Annotated in this window: 19 protein-coding genes and 1 pseudogene; 10 read left to right on the plus strand and 10 right to left on the minus strand. The window is 60.1% G+C overall.

What is annotated here, in order from left to right:
- Nucleotides 1-5: 5 nt before the first annotated feature.
- From Amn_RS32270 to Amn_RS32290, 5 genes are all read right to left on the minus strand, one after another.
- Complete coding sequence (locus Amn_RS32270) at nucleotides 6-1,175, minus strand: cysteine desulfurase family protein (protein ID WP_286300109.1); 1,170 nt, start codon at nucleotides 1,173-1,175, stop codon at nucleotides 6-8.
- A 61-nt stretch (nucleotides 1,176-1,236) separates the two neighbouring features.
- Nucleotides 1,237-1,926, minus strand: a complete 690-nt coding sequence (locus Amn_RS32275; RefSeq protein ID WP_286300110.1) for an RES family NAD+ phosphorylase — start codon at nucleotides 1,924-1,926, stop codon at nucleotides 1,237-1,239.
- A complete protein-coding gene (locus Amn_RS32280; protein ID WP_233470353.1) occupies nucleotides 1,923-2,360 on the minus strand; it encodes an MbcA/ParS/Xre antitoxin family protein in 438 nt (145 codons plus the stop codon). Before Amn_RS32280 ends, Amn_RS32275 begins: the two co-directional genes overlap by 4 nt.
- Nucleotides 2,361-2,448: 88 nt before the next feature.
- The gene (locus Amn_RS32285; protein ID WP_286300114.1) at nucleotides 2,449-3,204 is read right to left on the minus strand and encodes a hypothetical protein; all 756 of its coding nucleotides are present in this window, start codon (nucleotides 3,202-3,204) and stop codon (nucleotides 2,449-2,451) included.
- Nucleotides 3,205-3,352: 148 nt separating this feature from the next.
- Nucleotides 3,353-3,982, minus strand: coding sequence for a hypothetical protein (locus Amn_RS32290; protein ID WP_286300116.1), 630 nt, complete (start codon nucleotides 3,980-3,982; stop codon nucleotides 3,353-3,355).
- Nucleotides 3,983-4,100: 118 nt separating this feature from the next.
- Between Amn_RS32290 and Amn_RS32295 the strand changes: the two genes are divergently transcribed.
- The 8 genes and pseudogenes from Amn_RS32295 to Amn_RS32330 all read left to right on the plus strand — a co-directional run bounded on the left by Amn_RS32295 (nucleotide 4,101) and on the right by Amn_RS32330 (nucleotide 10,076).
- Entirely contained in the window at nucleotides 4,101-5,675 is a 1,575-nt protein-coding gene (locus Amn_RS32295) for a recombinase family protein (protein WP_286300117.1), read from the plus strand.
- Entirely contained in the window at nucleotides 5,675-6,574 is a 900-nt protein-coding gene (locus tag Amn_RS32300; RefSeq protein WP_286300141.1) for a plasmid partitioning protein RepB C-terminal domain-containing protein, read from the plus strand. The genes Amn_RS32295 and Amn_RS32300 overlap by 1 nt, the downstream gene beginning before the upstream one ends.
- The gene (locus tag Amn_RS32305; protein ID WP_286300119.1) at nucleotides 6,567-7,508 is read left to right on the plus strand and encodes a plasmid partitioning protein RepB C-terminal domain-containing protein; all 942 of its coding nucleotides are present in this window, start codon (nucleotides 6,567-6,569) and stop codon (nucleotides 7,506-7,508) included. Before Amn_RS32300 ends, Amn_RS32305 begins: the two co-directional genes overlap by 8 nt.
- 104 nt (nucleotides 7,509-7,612) lie before the next feature.
- Nucleotides 7,613-8,592, plus strand: a pseudogene (locus tag Amn_RS32310) (3'-5' exonuclease).
- A 16-nt stretch (nucleotides 8,593-8,608) separates the two neighbouring features.
- Nucleotides 8,609-8,989 carry a hypothetical protein gene (locus Amn_RS32315; RefSeq protein ID WP_286300122.1) on the plus strand — a complete coding sequence of 127 codons (381 nt, stop codon included), beginning with the start codon at nucleotides 8,609-8,611 and terminating at the stop codon, nucleotides 8,987-8,989.
- 29 nt (nucleotides 8,990-9,018) lie between these two features.
- On the plus strand, nucleotides 9,019-9,429 hold the full coding sequence (locus Amn_RS32320; protein WP_286300126.1) for a DUF429 domain-containing protein: 411 nt from the start codon (nucleotides 9,019-9,021) through the stop codon (nucleotides 9,427-9,429).
- Between the two features lie 93 nt (nucleotides 9,430-9,522).
- Nucleotides 9,523-9,825 carry a DUF736 domain-containing protein gene (locus Amn_RS32325; protein WP_286300128.1) on the plus strand — a complete coding sequence of 101 codons (303 nt, stop codon included), beginning with the start codon at nucleotides 9,523-9,525 and terminating at the stop codon, nucleotides 9,823-9,825.
- Between the two features lie 92 nt (nucleotides 9,826-9,917).
- Nucleotides 9,918-10,076 (plus strand): hypothetical protein, encoded by a 159-nt coding sequence (locus Amn_RS32330; RefSeq protein WP_286300130.1) that lies wholly within the window; start codon nucleotides 9,918-9,920, stop codon nucleotides 10,074-10,076.
- A gap of 52 nt (nucleotides 10,077-10,128) precedes the next feature.
- Here the strand turns inward: Amn_RS32330 and Amn_RS32335 are convergent, their stop codons facing one another.
- Both Amn_RS32335 and Amn_RS32340 read right to left on the minus strand, forming a co-directional pair.
- Nucleotides 10,129-10,407: an HU family DNA-binding protein gene (locus Amn_RS32335; RefSeq protein ID WP_286300132.1), complete on the minus strand. Its 279-nt coding sequence runs from the start codon at nucleotides 10,405-10,407 to the stop codon at nucleotides 10,129-10,131.
- A gap of 54 nt (nucleotides 10,408-10,461) precedes the next feature.
- Nucleotides 10,462-10,755, minus strand: coding sequence for a WGR domain-containing protein (locus Amn_RS32340; RefSeq protein WP_286300143.1), 294 nt, complete (start codon nucleotides 10,753-10,755; stop codon nucleotides 10,462-10,464).
- 159 nt (nucleotides 10,756-10,914) lie between these two features.
- Between Amn_RS32340 and Amn_RS32345 the strand changes: the two genes are divergently transcribed.
- The gene (locus Amn_RS32345; RefSeq protein ID WP_286300134.1) at nucleotides 10,915-11,142 is read left to right on the plus strand and encodes a hypothetical protein; all 228 of its coding nucleotides are present in this window, start codon (nucleotides 10,915-10,917) and stop codon (nucleotides 11,140-11,142) included.
- A gap of 2 nt (nucleotides 11,143-11,144) precedes the next feature.
- On the opposite strand, the gene traG is transcribed toward Amn_RS32345, so the two are convergent.
- From traG to traC, 3 genes are read right to left on the minus strand one after another with little or no spacing between them, the layout of a single operon-like run.
- The gene (gene traG / locus Amn_RS32350; RefSeq protein WP_286300145.1) at nucleotides 11,145-13,064 is read right to left on the minus strand and encodes a Ti-type conjugative transfer system protein TraG; all 1,920 of its coding nucleotides are present in this window, start codon (nucleotides 13,062-13,064) and stop codon (nucleotides 11,145-11,147) included.
- The gene (gene traD / locus Amn_RS32355) at nucleotides 13,057-13,272 is read right to left on the minus strand and encodes a type IV conjugative transfer system coupling protein TraD (protein ID WP_286300147.1); all 216 of its coding nucleotides are present in this window, start codon (nucleotides 13,270-13,272) and stop codon (nucleotides 13,057-13,059) included. The genes traG and traD overlap by 8 nt, the downstream gene beginning before the upstream one ends.
- Before the next feature lie 4 nt (nucleotides 13,273-13,276).
- Nucleotides 13,277-13,585, minus strand: a complete 309-nt coding sequence (gene traC / locus Amn_RS32360; protein ID WP_286300135.1) for a conjugal transfer protein TraC — start codon at nucleotides 13,583-13,585, stop codon at nucleotides 13,277-13,279.
- A gap of 247 nt (nucleotides 13,586-13,832) precedes the next feature.
- Here traC and traA point away from each other — a divergent pair, with 247 nt between their 5' ends.
- Nucleotides 13,833-17,135: a Ti-type conjugative transfer relaxase TraA gene (gene traA, locus Amn_RS32365; RefSeq protein ID WP_286300137.1), complete on the plus strand. Its 3,303-nt coding sequence runs from the start codon at nucleotides 13,833-13,835 to the stop codon at nucleotides 17,133-17,135.
- The last annotated feature ends 6 nt before the right edge of the window (nucleotides 17,136-17,141 follow it).

Here is a 17,141-nt window from a genome sequence, read left to right on the forward strand (position 1 = left end):
GGATCTTACTGGTGAACCCCTCCAGTTTCAAGGCGAGACAGCGCGGCGGCATCAACAATATGGCCGGCAGCGGCTAATATCTCTTCCGAATTCTGGTAGCGATTACAGAAAATCCGAATAACGCCACGAGCATCTAATTCTGAAAGACCAATAGATTCAAGAACATGTGAAGTTTTTATTTGCCCTGAAGTGCATGCCGACCCCGTTGAAAGCGATACGTCACGCGCGATGCGGGCGCAGAGCTCGTCCGCATCGACGTCGAAGAGTTGGATGGACGCAGCGCCTGGAACGGTTGCCGCATCGCCGCTGACCCGCCGGAAACGAAGTTGCCGTTGTTCAAGCGTCTCAAACAACTGCTTGATCAACGCCGAGCAGTGCGCTTGGTCGGATCCAAGCCGATCTCTCGCGGCCCGAGCTGCCGCACCGAAGCCTGCAATCAGCGCGACTGGTTCGGTTCCGGGCCTTAGACCGCTTTGCTGGCCGCCACCCAAAGTCAGGGGGAGGGGCTTCAGCGCCGATGCGGCAACGTAGAGGGCGCCTATTCCCATCGGTCCATAGCATTTGTGGGCCGAAAGGGTGAGATAGTCGACCTCAAGCTCGACGACGTCAACATCGATCTTGCCGGCGGCCTGCGCAGCATCGGTGTGGAAGAGCGCGCCGCTCTCATGCGCCAACGCAGCAGCTTCCTTGACCGGCTGAATGACACCGGTCTCATTGTTGACCGTCATCACGGATGCGAACAGGAGGTCCGGGCCGACAAGTTTGGCGTATTCAACGAGGTCAAGGCGGCCGCGACTATCAACTGGTGCTATGGTAACCTCGAAGCCTTCGGGCCGCAAAGCATATGCAGGTTCCAGGACAGCTTTATGTTCGATTGCCGAGACCAATATGCGGTTCCGGCTCGGGTCTTGGTTCCGGGCCGCTCGAACCGCACCGATGATTGCGAGGTTGTTCGCTTCGGTGGCGCCCGAGGTGAAGGTGATCTCGTGCGACGATGCGCCGATTAGATCTGCCACGAACTCGCGACCATTGGCGATCGTGCGCGCTGCCGTTTCACCGGAGATGTTTGGCGAGCCAGCGTTACCGGGTTGTGTCCAAACTGCAATCATTGCATCGCGCGCTTCTGGCGCAAGCGGCAGGGTGGCGAAACCATCGAGATAGATCGGATGCATCATCTGAAATTCCGCCAGCTATAAAATGAGGAGCTGGTTCTTGACGTTGCCAGGGTTTTAGGGCTCAAAGCCTCGTTATTTCCGGTTTCGGCCCTCCCTGCCACTCGAGTCGCCATATTGCTCCTTGCCGCAGATTTTGGACGAGCGAGGGGTGAAAAGCCACGAGGCAGGTGCCTCCCGGCGATCTCACGGAAGGATAGATCAGCCCTGGGCTGTCTTTTTCCTTACGAAGCCACTTGGCAAGAGTTTGCCCTGCTGGGTAGGCGACCGCGGGGTCGGCGCTCAGGCTAGGGTCGGCGGCAAATTCCCCGCCCCGCAGATCGTGAAATTGACCCACGAAGTCGGCGATCAATTCCGCGTAGTCTGTTACGTTTTCAAAACGGTTGATCGCTTCAAGTTCCCGGGTCAGGTGAAAGGATACTTCAGCCAGGGCAGTCTCGGTTTGGAGGGCGCAGTACCACGCGCCACGTTCATCATCATTGAAGCGGTTTCCGCCGGGGCGAGTGTACGTGAACGCCGCGTTGATGAAAGTGTGGCCCGGCCTGCCGAAGACGAGCTCCTTGGGATCAAGATCCAACAAGCCGCCTTCCTGCCCTTGAAGGCGGCCGCTGGTCGCACCCTCCAATTCAGCCAGATCATCCAATGCACCTTGGTTCGGAGCAAGAGCCAGCAATATTGGTCCCTTGAGCCGAGCGGTGGATATAAGACGGACAGTGTCTCGTTCAAAAATGTCGGCGCGGATGGGCTCGATCAAAGGCCACCTCGCAACGCATCAATATGACGCCTTACGAGCAGAAGCTTCGGGATGCCACCTTCAATCATCACGTCAATTGGCCGTCGCCCGTCGAAAAGCGGTCCCTTGTTTGGAAGCTTCACCCATTCGTCGGCAAGCGGTTCAGAGAAAAGCAGTCGCAAGCCTTTGAAAATCCCGACCAAGGCGCTGATCCTTGTGAGAGTATCCTGAGACAGGCTTCCGCTCCATTCTCCCTTTTTCATTCGGAACCAGGTTCGTTCCGAGACATCACCCAATAAAGCGCATACCTCCACGCTGGTGAGGCGCCAAATCTCGGCCAACCGAACAACTCCGGATACAGCTGCTGAGGTCAGCCGCTCACGTGCGCTCTCGTCGCCAAGGTTGACGGGCGACTGCGGAATTCCATTGTCACGAACTGCGTGTGCTACGACCATGATAGCCTCCATCTGACAGTGAATATACTGCCAAATGGCAGAATTTCAAGACCCCCAGGCTGCTATACCTCCGAGGGGGTTACCGAAACTACAAGGCGTTGAACTCAGCCGCGACGGCCGCCCGTCGCGTATCATCTCGGAGAACTTGCTCTACTTCGGTCGCCGCGTAATCCGCGCTCTGCAATCGGAAGAACCGCATAAAAAGCAACAGCATGGTGCATCCGAGGAGAAGGCAGGTCGAAGCCAGCCACGCTCCGTAAATAGCCAAGACCAAAGCGGTTAGAGTGAGAAGGGTCGTCGCTTCTAAGCAAACCCAATACCAGGACCAATTGGTAAGCGCTTGGATGACCGTGTGACTGTCGATCTCTGGCTTAGTGCTCGACACATAGGCATAGAAGGTGGATCCCATCAGCCTTTTCCGCTGCTGTTTTACTTCATGAAGTCGGGTGATCGACAGAGTAGCTCCCGAGGCGAGGGCGAGCGGATAAAGGATGTAGTGCACATCGAATTCTTTGCGAATTCTGAAAAGGTCGGAAAGTCGGTCGTGCAGTCTAATGGCGTGAGCAATCAGCCCTACGCCGATTGCCAACGTGAACACCCCCAAGAGCGATGCAGGGAATGGCAGAACTTCGGCCGCTTCTCGTGGAAATAGATTCTCAATAAGGGCAATTAGCTTTTTGATTGGCGGGGCAAAGTGACTCAATGTGAAGATACACACTATCGCTACACCGAACGTGTACCAGGCGAGCTTGGTGAGCATCTCGCGATAGTTGCTGACGCTGAAAATCGGAAACAACGACACTTTGGCCCCCCCGAGCGAAATAGCTACTTGTGGCTCGCTCATCATCGAAATGCAACAGGTGGAAAAACCCGCACCTTGAGCGTTTGCGCCTATAAATCGGTCGTTTAAGACATTGTTTCTTTTACAAGGTCGCCGGTTCGATTCCCTTCAACACCTTTCCCCTCTCGGTACATCGAGCGCGAGTGTCTCTTCAACGGACAGGCCGATATCTACCTTTTCGACGTGAACCGAAATATACCAACAGTCCGGCGAGTTGGAGGCCACGGATGTCCCGTCGCGCGGTTTTCAGGCTGACCTGCCAGATGGCCATGATCTCCTTGGCACCGTAGCGGTCACCGTCAACGATACGCTCAAGAAACCAGTGCTGCCGTTCATTGAGCTCCACGGGTTCAGGGTCATTTTTAGGGTCGCGATCAGGGCCACTTTCAGGGTCATTTTCCCGCGCAGCCTTTGTCAGCGCGCTGAAGGCCGCTTCTCCGGCAACGTAGGCTTCCCTCGCAACGGCGCGGACAGCACGATCGTTTGCGGACGACAACGGATTGGAAGCCGGACCCTCGATCAGCCCCAGAACAAAGGCGCGGATGACAGGGGAGGAGACCATAAGGCGTAGGAAAAACAAAGTGTCCGGCGCGTGTTGTGCCGACAGCCAGTGCTTCACCGTGCGTTCGCTCGCATTTGTCTGTCTCATCAATTGTTTGATCGCACGATGGGTATCGCCATGCTCCTTGCGCAACAGATCGGTGATGGTCTGGGCCAACATGTCGCGCTCGCCCAGAACCCCCTTCCACACCGGCAGCTTCCTGCCCTTTTTCGGCAACATCTTCCGCTCCTTCGTCCGCTAAGCTTGCAATATCGCGGGAGGCGGCAGGAATGTTGTCGTGCGCTGTGGCGGGTCAGTTGCCCGGACCGATCCGGCAGGAACGAGGAAAGGGCGAAGCGTGGCGAACCGGGAGACCTACGACAGAGAACTATCGTCAGCGCAGCCGGCGCGTCCTGTTCGCGCTGCCGAATACGTCCGCATGTCGACCGATCATCAGAAATATTCGACGGAAAACCAAGCCGACGCGATCCGCCAGTATGCCGAAGCTCGCGGAATCGAGATCGTCAGAACCTATGCCGATGCAGGGAAGAGTGGCCTCAAGATCGAGGGGCGTGATGCTCTCCGCCAACTGATCGAGGACGTGCAGGCTGGAGATACCGACTTCACCATCGTCCTTGTCTACGACGTCAGCCGATGGGGACGGTTCCAGGACGCTGACGAAAGCGCCTATTACGAATATATATGCCGGCGCGCCGGTATCGCGGTCCAATATTGCGCCGAGCAGTTCGAAAACGACGGCAGCCCGGTATCGACGATCGTCAAGGGTGTGAAACGGGCGATGGCCGGCGAATACAGCCGCGAGCTATCAACGAAGGTGTTTGCAGGACAGGGCCGATTGATCGAAAAGGGTTTTCGCCAAGGCGGGCCGGCTGGCTTCGGTCTGCGACGTACCCTCATTGATGAACACGGTGCTGTCAAAGCGGTCCTGCAGCGCGGCGAGCACAAAAGCATTCAGACTGATCGCGTCATTCTGACACCTGGGCCGGTTGAGGAGGTAAACCTGGTCCGCGAGGTTTACCGGGCCTTTGTCTACCATGGAAAAACTGAGAGCCAGATTGCAGTAGATCTCAATGCCCGAGGGATCCTGACGGACCTTGGCCGTTCATGGACGAGAGGAACTGTCCACCAAGTCCTGATCAACGAGAAATATGCCGGCGACAATGTCTGGAACCGCCGCTCGTTCAAGCTGAAGAAGAAGCGTGTCCGGAACGATCCCGAGATGTGGATCAGGGCGGAGGGAGCATTCGAGCCTGTCGTCGCGCGCGAGCTTTTCGAGGCGGCGAGAACAATCATCAATGCGCGCTCGTTCCGTCTGAGCGATGAAGAGATGTTGCAGTCCTTGCGAGACCTCTTCCGGCAAAAGGGGTTGCTCTCCGGCATTGTCATTGATGAATGTGACGGCATGCCGTCCAGCAGCGCCTATAGCGCGCGCTTCGGGAGTCTGCTTCGAGCCTATCGCCTCGTAGGCTTTACCCCCGATCGGGATTACCGCTATGTCGAAACCAACCGGGAGCTCCGCAAACTCCATCCCGGTGTGGTCGGTGAAGTTCTGGAAAGATTGCGGGCCACCGGCAGCGATGCCTTGCAAGATCTGCAAACCGATCGGGTGATCGTCAATCAGGAATTCACGCTGTCGGTGGTCATTGCTCGTTGCCTTCAGACGTCGACAGGACTTTTGCGCTGGAAACTCCGTTTTGATACGTCTCTCGGTCCCGACATCACGGTTGTGGTGCGCATGGATGCGGCTAACCGGGCGCCCTTCGACTATTATCTGTTCCCGCGGATCGACGTTATGTCCGAGAAGTTGCGGCTGTCGGAGGACAACGCTCTCCACCTCGATGCTTATCGTTTCGACGACCTTGAGCTTCTCTATCAAATCGCAACACCCGTTCCCTTGCCGGAGGCCGCATGATGTCTGCCTTTCGTCCGAACCGGATCGAGATGATTCCGATTTCTCGAATCACGGTCCTCAACCCACGAGCCCGTAACAAGCGCCAGCACCGCGACATCGTGAACAATATCGAAGCCATAGGCCTCAAACGTCCAATCACGGTGAGCCGACACGATGGCCCCGGTGGTCCGCGATATGATCTGGTGTGCGGCGAAGGGCGTTTGGAAGCATTCCAGATGCTCGGTCAGAACGAAATTCCGGCGGTTGTTATCGAGGCCGCCGAGGACAAATGCCTTGTGATGAGTCTCGTTGAAAATATCGCGCGACGTACGCCGCGGCCGATCGACTTGATGCGCGAGATCGGTGCCTTGAGAGCGCGTGGATACACCGACGCGGCCATTGCCGAGAAGATTGGCGTTGGTTCGTCCTGGGTCAACATGATCGCGTCCCTTCTCGAAAAAGGAGAGGAACGGCTCGTTGCCGCTGTGGAGACAGGCCTCATCCCGATCACGCTTGCTATGGAGATCTCTCGGGCGGAAACGGAGGAGGCGCAGAACCTGCTCCTCGACGCATACGAGGCTGGTCAGCTGCGGGGGAAGAAACTCGCCGCTGTCAGGCGAATGCTCGACATACGGATGCGCGCGCAGGGCAAGGGTTTGCCGGCAGGGCGTCTTGGTAGAAAGGGCGGCGGACGCCGGATGACGGCACATGACTTGATGCAGGTCTATCAGCGTGAGGCAGAAAAGCAGCGGCTGCTGGTCAAGAAGTCGGATTTCACGCAGACGCGGCTTCTGTTCATCGTTGAGGCACTGAAAGACCTGCTCGCTGACGAAGGATTCGTCAATTTGCTGCGGGCCGAGGGACTGGCGACCATGCCAAGGGCGCTGACCGCTCGGATTTCTGGAGGCCGCGATGAATGATGGGCGGGACACCGGCAGTGAGGGGGATGGGCGAATTCGCCTCGCTTTCGATCGTGATATAAGAGCCATTCCTATTTCCGCGATCATTCCCCTTAAGGCGCTTCCGGACGGCGCTCGCGAAAGCAGAAAGTTCGCGCAGGTTCTAAGCTCGATCAAGGCGATCGGCTTGGTAGAGGCGCCGGTCGTCGTCGCTAACTCCCAGAATGCCGGGACCTGGTTCCTGCTCGATGGACATCTGCGGCTGGAAGCACTTAAGGGACTCGGCATTGAGGAGGTCGAGTGCCTGATCGCCACCGACGACGACACCTATACCTATAACAAGCGGGTCAACCGGCTGGCGCCGATCCAGGAGCACAGAATGATAGCGCGCGCCATCGAGCGCGGCGTTTCCTCTGCCGACATAGCCGACGCGTTGGGCCTTCAGGTGGAGTCCGTCATTCGCCGCTTTCGACTACTGGAAGGCATCAGTCCCGAGGCGGCCGAGATGCTGAAGGATACGCCGTGTTCTATGAAGGTGTTCGATGTTTTGCGGCAGATGTCGCCGGTTCGGCAGATCGAGGCGGCAGATCTGATGATTGGTCAGCATAATTTTACCGTCATGTTCGCCCGAGCGATCCGTGCTGCCACGCCTGACAGCCAACTGGTAACGGCCAAAAAGGTGACGGGCGCGGCTGCAGGCACGCCATCAGGCCAGCAGATAGCCCGTATGGAACGGGAGCTGGCCGCACTGCAGACGCAAGTGAAAAGCGTCGAGGAAACCTATGGCATCGACAATCTGCACCTCACCGTAGCGCGCGGATATGTCGCCAAGCTGCTTGCGAACGGTCGGATCAGCCGTTGGCTTACGCATCATCGCCTGGAATATCTCGGGGAGTTTCAGAAAATAGCTGAGATAGATTTGATCGGCCTTCAATCCGACGCGCCGGAGGCATAGCCGCATGCTACCGGGGAAAGGAACCCTTTTGGGCATATCGTTGCTTGCTCCGATGTCGATGCTTATTGTGCGCTCTCTTTAAGCCGCAATTGGATCGGAATTGAATGACCCGGCAACTCGACTTCTTTGCAGTCCCTGTTCCGCCGGCCGCAGATCGGACTGCAAGGTCGCAGGTTGTCGCCAGAAGTTATCAGGCCGCGAGCTGTTCGGGTGACGAGGCGATGGCCCGTCAACTTGAAGCGACCGGCAATTACCGGATCCTGCGAAAGCTTCTACCGCGGCCGATCGTCGAACGCCCACGGCAGGAATTCCGGCGCCGCGGCGTGATCCTCGACACCGAAACCACCGGCCTCAACTACCGCTCCGATGAAATCATCGAAATCGGCGTGATCGCCTTCACCTTGAACGAAGCGGGTGTGATTGGCGATGTCACCGGCGTCTATGGCGGACTTCCGCAGCCGACCGTTCCTGTCCCAACCGAAATCACACGCCTGCCGGTATCACCGACGACATAGTCGCCGGTCAGGTCATCGACGTGGCGCGTCTCAAATCCCTCATCGAGCCGGCCGATCTGATCATCGCCCACAACGCCGGTTTCGACCGACCCTTTTGCGAAGCCTTCTCGCCGATGTTTTGCAACAAGGCCTGGACCTGTTCGGTTTCCGAGTTCGACTGGTCGGCGCTGGGTTTCGAGGGAAGCAAGCTTGGGTACTTGATCGGCCAGTCGGGATATTTTCACGATGGGCACCGCGCCGTGGACGATTGTTTCGCGCTGTTGGAGGTACTCGGGCAGACACGGCTCGATTCGACCTCGACGCCATTTGCGGAGCTCTATCGAGCCGGCCAGCTGTCGCGGGTTCGCATCTACGCCGAAAACAGCCCATTCGACATGAAGGACCATCTCAAGGCACGTGGTTACCGCTGGTCGGACGGCTCTGACGGCCGCCCGAAATCCTGGTGGGTTGAACTGCCTGAAGAAAAGCTCGACGAGGAGCTGCATTTCCTGCGGATGGAGATCTATCGCTGGGATGCCGATCCACCGGTCAAGTATCTGACGGCGTTCGATCGCTTTCGGGCAGATTGAATGGTCGGGGGGGGCGATGACGATCATTCTGGGTATTGATGCAGCCTGGACCGCGACACAGCCGAGCGGTGTCGCGCTGGTTTCCTCCACGGACGGCAACCGGCGCCTGATCTTCGCGGGATCGTCCTATCGTCACTTTCTGGACCACGCCGATGAGGGTCTGATCTCTACCTCCCGACCGTCCGGCTCGGTCGCAGGGGCCGCGGCTCTCCTTGCCGCAGCCGGGAAAACCGCCGGCGCTCCTGTCGACCTTGTTGCCGTGGATATGCCCCTTTCTTTCGAGCCGATCACCGTGCGGCGAGTTTCGGACAATCTGGTTCGGCCGCCTATGGCGCCCGCCATTGCAGCACGCATACCCCGTCTGCGATCAGGCCCGGCAAGATCAGTGACGATCTGAGGAGTGGTTTCGAGTGCTGCGGATATGGTTTGCTGACTAAAGAGGTTGGCGTGCCGGGCCTGTTGGAAGTCTACCGGCATCCAGCTCTGGTCGAACTGATGAGTGCCGAAAAGCGGCTGCCTTACAAGCAGGGGAAGACTCGCAATTACTGGCCGACGGAAAACCCTGCAAACCGGCGCACCAAACTCTTTGAAACCTGGCGGACGATCGTCGCCCATCTGGGCCAGGAAATACCGGGCGCTTCTAACGCTTTGCAGCTTCCCCCGTTCGAGGCGCCATCATGGCGGTTGAAGGCGTTCGAGGACATGCTCGACGCGGTCATCTGCGCCTGGGTCGGGATATGCGTCTTCGAGGGAACCGTCGTGCCATTCGGTGACGACACCTCGGCGATCTGGATACCCCAATCAGAGCTTCTGGCGTCGCGGCGGGGCCGGCCATGATCGGATTCCTGCGGCAATGGATCGAGCACCGTCGGGCGGTCCGCCGCCGTTGGCAAGAAGATGCCGGGCGACTTGCCGGGGCGGACCCGATTAATGCCTACTATGAGGCGCAGCGAAGAGCTGCGCGCAACCGAGCGCAAGGGAATACCGCCGAATACTGGCATTGGGCAAAGGTTGCCAGCGAAGTCGCCCGTATCGATCCGCGTCCGCATCACCGCCGGCAACGGCGTCGAGGTCGGCGCGGGCTGGAAGGCGGTCTCCAACGACGGCGAGGAGTATATCTCGGTCAAGCTGGACGACCCGAGCTTCAACGCCCCGATCACCGCGGCGCTTTGGCCGAGCGAGAAGGAAGGGGAATACTCCCTCATCTGGAACCGCCCGAAGCGGGAAGCCTGATCCGAGCCTCTGGCGGTCGCGAAGCGATCCTTGACTCTGTCCCGTCTCCCCGACCGCGGACGTCGTCTTTCACAAACGTCAAGGAAACGACGATGACGATTTCCCACGAGCAGCAAGTCGAAGAGCTTCGGGCCGAGCTTAGGGCGGTTCTGGATGCTGACGAGCGCCGCCAGATCGCGGCGGAGCTGGAGATGGCGCTGGCCGAGCCTGCTGTCATCGAGGCCGAGCAGGACGGCCGCGTGAGCGCGTAGCCTCCTTTCTAGGAGGCCTCCATGTGCTGCCAAAACCGGCAGCACGTTCGCCTCAGCCGTTGAGCGCGTCCTTCACCGCCTTGCCCGGCGTGAAGGTCAGCTTCTTCGAAGCGGCGATCTTGATCGTCGCACCGGTCGCGGGATTGCGGCCCTCGCGCTCAGGCGTGTCCTTGACCTTGAACTTGCCGAAGGACGGGATGGAGGTTTCCGCGCCGGCCTTTGCTGCCTCTGCGATCTGGTTGAAGACGCTTTCGACGATGGCCTTGGCCTGCGCCTTGGTCAGGTTCTGCTCGGATGCGATCTTGTCTGCGATCTCATTGGTGGTCGTCATGGATGATCCCCTTTCTTCCGTGCGCGGGATCATCCCCTTCGGCCCGGGCTCTTGTCACGGGCCTTCGGGGCGGCCACCGCGAGAACGAGCGCTATTTCCACAACTTGCTGCCGGTCGATAGCCTTTTCTCCGTTTGCACCGTGCAAGTTCGAGGAAGCGGAAGGCCGCCTGCGCCTCCGTCTCAAACAACTCGCTCATTTCTCCGCCGGACTTGCCGATGCGTCCCCAGGATCTAACGACCGCCGTTTCGCCGAACAGGGTCGGCTGGATCGACAGCATGTAGTACCGGGCCATGTTCCTGGCGCGGTCGATGCGTTCGCAATAAAGCTGATAGGGATAGAGGCTAATTGCAGGATGGTCGCCTACAAGCCACACCTCGTCCAACGAGAGTTTTGAATCGGTCACCTCGGATCGATTCATGACGGTGATGAATGTCGCCGCCCGCCATCCACTTGGCATTCCGTCGGTCCGGCTGTATTGCGAACTTCCATCCACGAAAGGCGTAGAATGCAACACACGATCCAAATCGGAAATCGGGGTGACTTCGGCCTCTGGGCGATTGAAGTCGCCAAGCAGATTGTCAGTGAGCAGGGCTTTGAGCTTGCCAGGGCAGCGCGCGACGGTACCGAGGACGATGTCCGTGCGGCCGGCAACGCCTTGGGCCAGGCGATCACAAACGCGCTTATGGAGGTCTATGACGGACTTCTTGAAGAGCCTGCCGCGGGCGAGACCTGAGATCAGCCTCCCCCGCTTTCCCGGAAGAAGACATTCGGCTTCACACAGGCCTTCATGTCGTCACGCCGGAACCACATGGCGCGACCGCATCTGAGCGGCGCGTTGCCCGCGGTGAAGACGATCTGTTCGTCGCTGCGCATGCGCAGCACCTCATGCGGCATGATCAGCGGCCGGCGGCTGAGCTGCTTCGATCGCGAGCGTGACGAGCCCTTCATCCCAGTCGAGCGGTTTGTTTGGTCGACCTCGACCGTGGTATCGCCACAGCGCTTCGAAATATAATCCGCCGTGTCCGAATCGTTGATCGCCGCGAACGAGATCCACGATGCGGACTCGAACCATTTGTTGGTCGCGTCGCGCCCTCCATAGGCCTCGCGCATCTGGCCGATAGACTGGAAGATCATGGCAAGCGTGATGCCGTATTTCCGGCCGGCGTCGCGGGCCGTTTCAAGGATGCGCAGATAGCCGAGGCGGGCGACCTCATCGAGCAGGAAGAGCGTGCGTCCCTCCACATTGCCATTGCGGTTATAGATTGCGTTGAGCAGGGAGCCGATGACGACGCGCGCCAGACCAGGATGGGCTTCCAGCACCTTCAGATCGAGCGCGATGAACAGGTCCGCGCCGCCTTCCGCGAGATCGTCGGTCGAGAAACTGTCGCCCGATACGAGCGCCGCATAGTTCGGGTAGGACAGCCAGTGCGTTTCCTTCACCGCATTGGCGTAGACGCCGGAAAACGTCTCCGGCGTCATGTTGACGAAGACGGCAACATTCTCCTTCACGAAGTCGGACTCGGACTGCTCGTATATCCGCGTCAGGCGCTCGCGCAGCTTCGGTTCCGGCTCCGAGAGATTGGCTCGAACGCGGCGCAAGGTCTGGTTTTTTTCGTCCGTATGCACGGACAGGCAGACGTCGGCGATCAGTGCCGTCAGGAGTTGCATGGCGGATGCCCGGAAGAAGTCGTCGCGGGCCGACGCGGTGCGCGCATTGTCGGTCATGATCCACGTCGCCACCGCGACGATATCCTCTTCTTTCGTGTTGCCGTGGCGGCCGATCCAGTCGAGCGCGTTGAAGCCGATCGCGGGCGTGGCCGGATCGAGCACGATCACGTTTCGACCAGCCTTGCGCCGATGATCGACGACCATCGGCGCGACTTCGCTCGACGGGTCGAGCACGACGAGGCCGCCGCCCCATTTAAGCGCCGTGGGTATCGTCACAGATGTCGTCTTGAAACCGCCCGAGCCGGCGAAGACGATGCCGTGCGACGAACCGAACGAGCCGTCGAAACACAATAATGGAGACTTGCCGCCGGCGCCCCAGCTCAGCGCCTCACCGGCGCGAAACGGTATGGCCGTCACGCTGTCCTTGTCGACGCGATACCGTTCACCGATCACGATGCCACCGGCATCGGGAAAAAGCTTGACGGCGTCGGCCATCTTCATCCAGTCGGCGTCGCCATGCACGGCGCGCTTTCCAATGATCCGCCGCGGCGCTGCTTTAGCGAAGGCGGCGTTCCCCCTGATCGCGACGCGCAGTGCGAAGATGCCGCCCAAGACGGCGGCGAACGCGCCAAGCATCGACGACGGATCTGTATAGGCGAACACCGACTGGCCGTGAGGCACCTGATCAGCAAGAGCACGCAGCCGCCACCCTTCGCGTGCGATCGCTGCTATGCAGACGAATGAAGCGCCAGCCAGTACGCTCAAACCGGCAGTCTTGATGTTCGCCGCGCCCGCCGTCGCGAACAGGGCCATCATGCCGATCGCGGCCGCGGCCGAGTAGGGCAGGGCGAGACCGATCCGCCCGAGCATCAGCTTCGCTTGGGGCGACGTTCCGAAGCCCGAGAGCCAGGTCTCAATGCCCAGCATTGCCAACATGGTGGTGATCATCAATGCCGCTGGCAGGATTGTGAGAAGGAGCCTATTCATTGTCGCGACCAAATGCCTCCGCGCCGATTGCGGCCAGGCGCGATCGCTCGGTTTCGTCACCGCGGATCCGCCCAGCGGCATCGATCAGCAGCCCGAGCAGCAGAGCCCGTTTTTCGTAGCGCAGGCCAGCCTTCACGATCAGGCCGCCGAGCTCGATCTTCTCGCGCGTATCCTTCTTCCTCGCATCGCTCGAATTGGTTCGCTGCATCCGCTCAAGCCTCGCCAACGCCGCCCGCATTCGAGCCAGTCGCGAGCGTCGCGGACGTGTCGTCGCCGGTCCTGCCGTCGCCGACATTCTTCTTTCCGGTCGTAGCTCGCGTTGTTGCCCCTTGGCCTCCGCGAAACCGCCCGGCAATGTCCTCGAACGCCGCCTGAAGCGCGGCTTCCTCGATCTCGATTTCGCCGAGCCCGGCCTTGAGCGCGATCCTGCCGATGCGTTCGGCCTCGCGTGTTTCTGCTGCTTTGAGCTGCTCCTGGAGCCTGACGATTTCCTCCCTGATCTTCGACGACGGCTTCTTCATTCCGGTGGCACTCCTTGGCTCTTTTGGCGTTGCATGCGCGACGCCAAAACTCCTCCGGATGCCCTTGGGATGAAATGTGCAGATTTGCACGTCGGCAAAGCCGACACTTTGGAGGATCATCCCGCCGTTCCGAAGGAGCGGTTCCAAGGGCGCAATTATACGTCGCTGACGCGACGCCCTGCGTCTAAACCGTGAACGCCTGGCCGCTCCCGACGAACGAGGTTCGCAACCGGGAGGTCTTGCCGCCGTGGCCATCGCCCATTTCTCAGCCGGCATCCTCAGCCGCGGCAACGGCCGCAGTGCGCTGCTGTCGGCGGCCTACCGGCACTGCGCCAGGATGGCACACGAGCGCGAGGCCCGCACCATCGACTACACCCGCAAACAGGGGCTCCTGCATGAGGAGTTTGTCCTACCGGTCGACGCCCCGAATTGGGCGCGGATGCTGATAGCCGATCGCTCGATTGCCGGTGCTTCGGAAACCTTCTGGAACAAGGTCGAGGCCTACGAGAAACGCTCCGATGCCCAGCTCGCCAAAGACCTGACCATTGCCCTGCCGCTGGAACTGACGCCCGAGCAGAGCATCGCACTGGTGCGGGATTTCGTGGAGAAACATATCCTCGCCAAGGGCATGGTGGCGGACTGGGTTTATCACGACAATCCCGGCAATCCGCACATCCACCTGATGACGACATTGCGTCCGCTCACCGAGGATGGTTTCGGTGCGAAGAAGGTCCCGGTCCTCGGCGAAGACGGGCAGCCGTTGCGCAACAAGGCGGGGAAGATTGTCTATGCGCTCTGGGCCGGCGGGACGGATGATTTCAACGCTTTTCGTGATGCCTGGTTCGAGCGTCTTAATCATCATCTGGCGCTGAACGGGATCTCGCTGCGCGTCGACGGCCGGTCCTACGAGAAGCAGGGCATCGATCTCGTGCCGACCATCCATCTCGGCGTCGGGGCAAAGGCGATCGAGCGGAAGGCGGAGAAGCAGGGCGTCCGTCCGGAGCTCGAACGGCTCGAGCTGAATGAGAAACGCCGCAGCGAAAACGCCCGCCGCATTCTTCGAAACCCAGGGATCGTGCTCGACCTGATCACGCGGGAGAAAAGTGTCTTCGACAGCCGGGATGTTGCGAAGGTTTTGAATCGCTATGTCGATGATCCGGCCGTGTTCCAGCAGCTCCTGGCTCGGATCATACAGAGCCCGGAGGTGCTGCGTCTCCAGCGCGACACGATCGACTTCGCAACCGGGGAAAGAGTGCCGGCTCGCTACACGACGCGCGAGCTGATCCGGATCGAGGCGGACATGGCGCTTCGGTCGGTCTCGCTCGCAGCAAGGGCGTCGCACGGCGTCTCGGCCAAGGTGCTGGAGGCCACCTTCGCCCGTCATTCGAGTCTGTCAGAAGAACAGCGGACTGCCATCGAGCATGTCGCCGGTTCCGCGCGCATCGCGGCCGTGGTCGGCCGCGCAGGTGCTGGCAAGACCACCATGATGAAGGCGGCACGCGAGGCGTGGGAACTCGCCGGATATCGCGTGGTCGGTGGTGCCCTTGCCGGCAAGGCGGCCGAGGGACTGGAGAAGGAGGCGGGCATCGTCTCCCGCACACTCGCTTCTTGGCAGCTGCGGTGGCAACAGGGGCGTGACACGCTCGACGACAGATGCGTCTTCGTCATGGACGAGGCCGGCATGGTTGCTTCGAAACAGATGGCGGGTTTCGTCGAAGCCGTCGTCAGGGCAGGGGCGAAGATCGTGCTCGTCGGCGATCCCGAACAGCTTCAGCCGATCGAGGCGGGCGCTGCCTTCCGCGCCATCGTTGATCGTATCGGCTATGCCGAACTCGAGACGATCTACCGCCAGCGCGAAGACTGGATGCGGCATGCCTCGCTCGATCTGGCGCGCGGCAACATTGAACAAGGGTTGCTGGCCTATCGCACCCGCGGTCATGTCGTTGGAGAAAAGCTGAAGTCGGAAGCCGTCGAAAGCCTCATCTCGGCCTGGAACCACGACTACGATCCCGCGAAGTCGACGCTGATGCTGGCGCATCTGCGCCGCGACGTTCGCATGCTGAACATGATGGCGCGTGCAAAACTGGTCGAGCGCGGCATCGTCGGAGAGGGACACGTCTTTAAGACCGCCGACGGCATTCGCCACTTCGACGCTGGCGATCAGATCGTTTTCCTGAAGAACGAGGGTTCGCTCGGCGTCAAGAACGGGATGATCGGCCGTGTGGTCGAGGCCGCGCCCGACCGCATCGTCGCGGTTGTGGGCGAGGGCGATCAACGCCGGCAGGTCATTGTCGAGCAGCGCTTCTACAACAATGTCGACCACGGTTATGCCACCACGATCCACAAAAGCCAGGGCGCCACCGTCGACCGGGTGAAGGTGCTGGCTTCGCTCTCGCTCGATCGTCATCTGACCTATGTCGCGATGACGCGCCATCGGGAGGATTTGCAGGTCTATTTCGGGCGCCGCTCCTTCGAAATGAACGGTGGGCTGACCAAGATCCTGTCGCGGCGAAACGCCAAGGAAACGACCCTCGACTACGAGCGCGGCACGCTCTACCGCCAGGCGCTGCAATTTGCGGAGAGCCGAGGGTTGCATATCATGCAGGTGGCGCGGACGCTGATGCACGACCGGCTCGACTGGACGCTGCGCCAGAAAAGCAAGCTCACCGATCTCACAACCCGCCTTCGCCAGCTCGGTGAACGTTTCGGCCTGCGGCAATCCCCGCCAACCCAACCAGCTAACGAGGCGAAACCCATGGTCGCCGGCATCACCCGGTTCGAGAATTCCGTTGCAGACACAGTGGAGCAAAAACTCGACGCCGATCTGGCGCTTAAGAAGCAATGGCAGGAGGTCTCGATCCGCTTCCGCTATGTCTTCGCTGATCCCGAGACGGCGTTTCGGGCGATGAACTTTGATGCCGTGTTGGCGGATAGGGACACGGCGCGACAGGTGCTGCAGAAGCTTGAGACCGAGCCGGTGTCGATCGGGCCGCTCAAGGGCAAGACCGGCATTCTTGCCAGCAAGACGGATCGCGAGGTGCGCCGCGTTGCCGAGGTCAATGTGCCCGCATTGAAACGCGACCTGGAACGCTATCTGCAAATCCGCGAGAGCGCGGTGCAACGGCATGAAGCCGAAGAGAACACGCTGCGCCAGCGTGTCTCGATCGACATACCGGCGCTGTCTCCGGCCGCGCGCGCCGTGCTGGAGCGAGTACGCGACGCGATCGACAGGAACGATCTGCCGGCCGCACTTGCATATGCGCTGAGCAATCGCGAGACGAAGCTGGAGATCGACGAGTTCAACAAGGCTGTGGCCCAACGGTTTGGCGAACGCACCGTGCTGACCAATGCCGCGCGTGAGCCATCGAGCAAACTCTTCGACAAGCTCTCCGAGGGAATGCAGCCACAGGAAAAGGAACGTCTCAAGGAAGCCTGGCCGGTCATGCGCACGGCCCAGCAGCTTGCCGCCCATGAGCGTACGACCGAGACCCTGCGGCAGGTAGAGGAATTGCGTCTCGCGCAACGCCAGGCTCCGGTTGTGAAGCAATGAAGCGGC

The organism is Aminobacter sp. Y103A, from assembly GCF_030294925.1.
GTDB lineage: Bacteria > Pseudomonadota > Alphaproteobacteria > Rhizobiales > Rhizobiaceae > Aminobacter > Aminobacter ciceronei.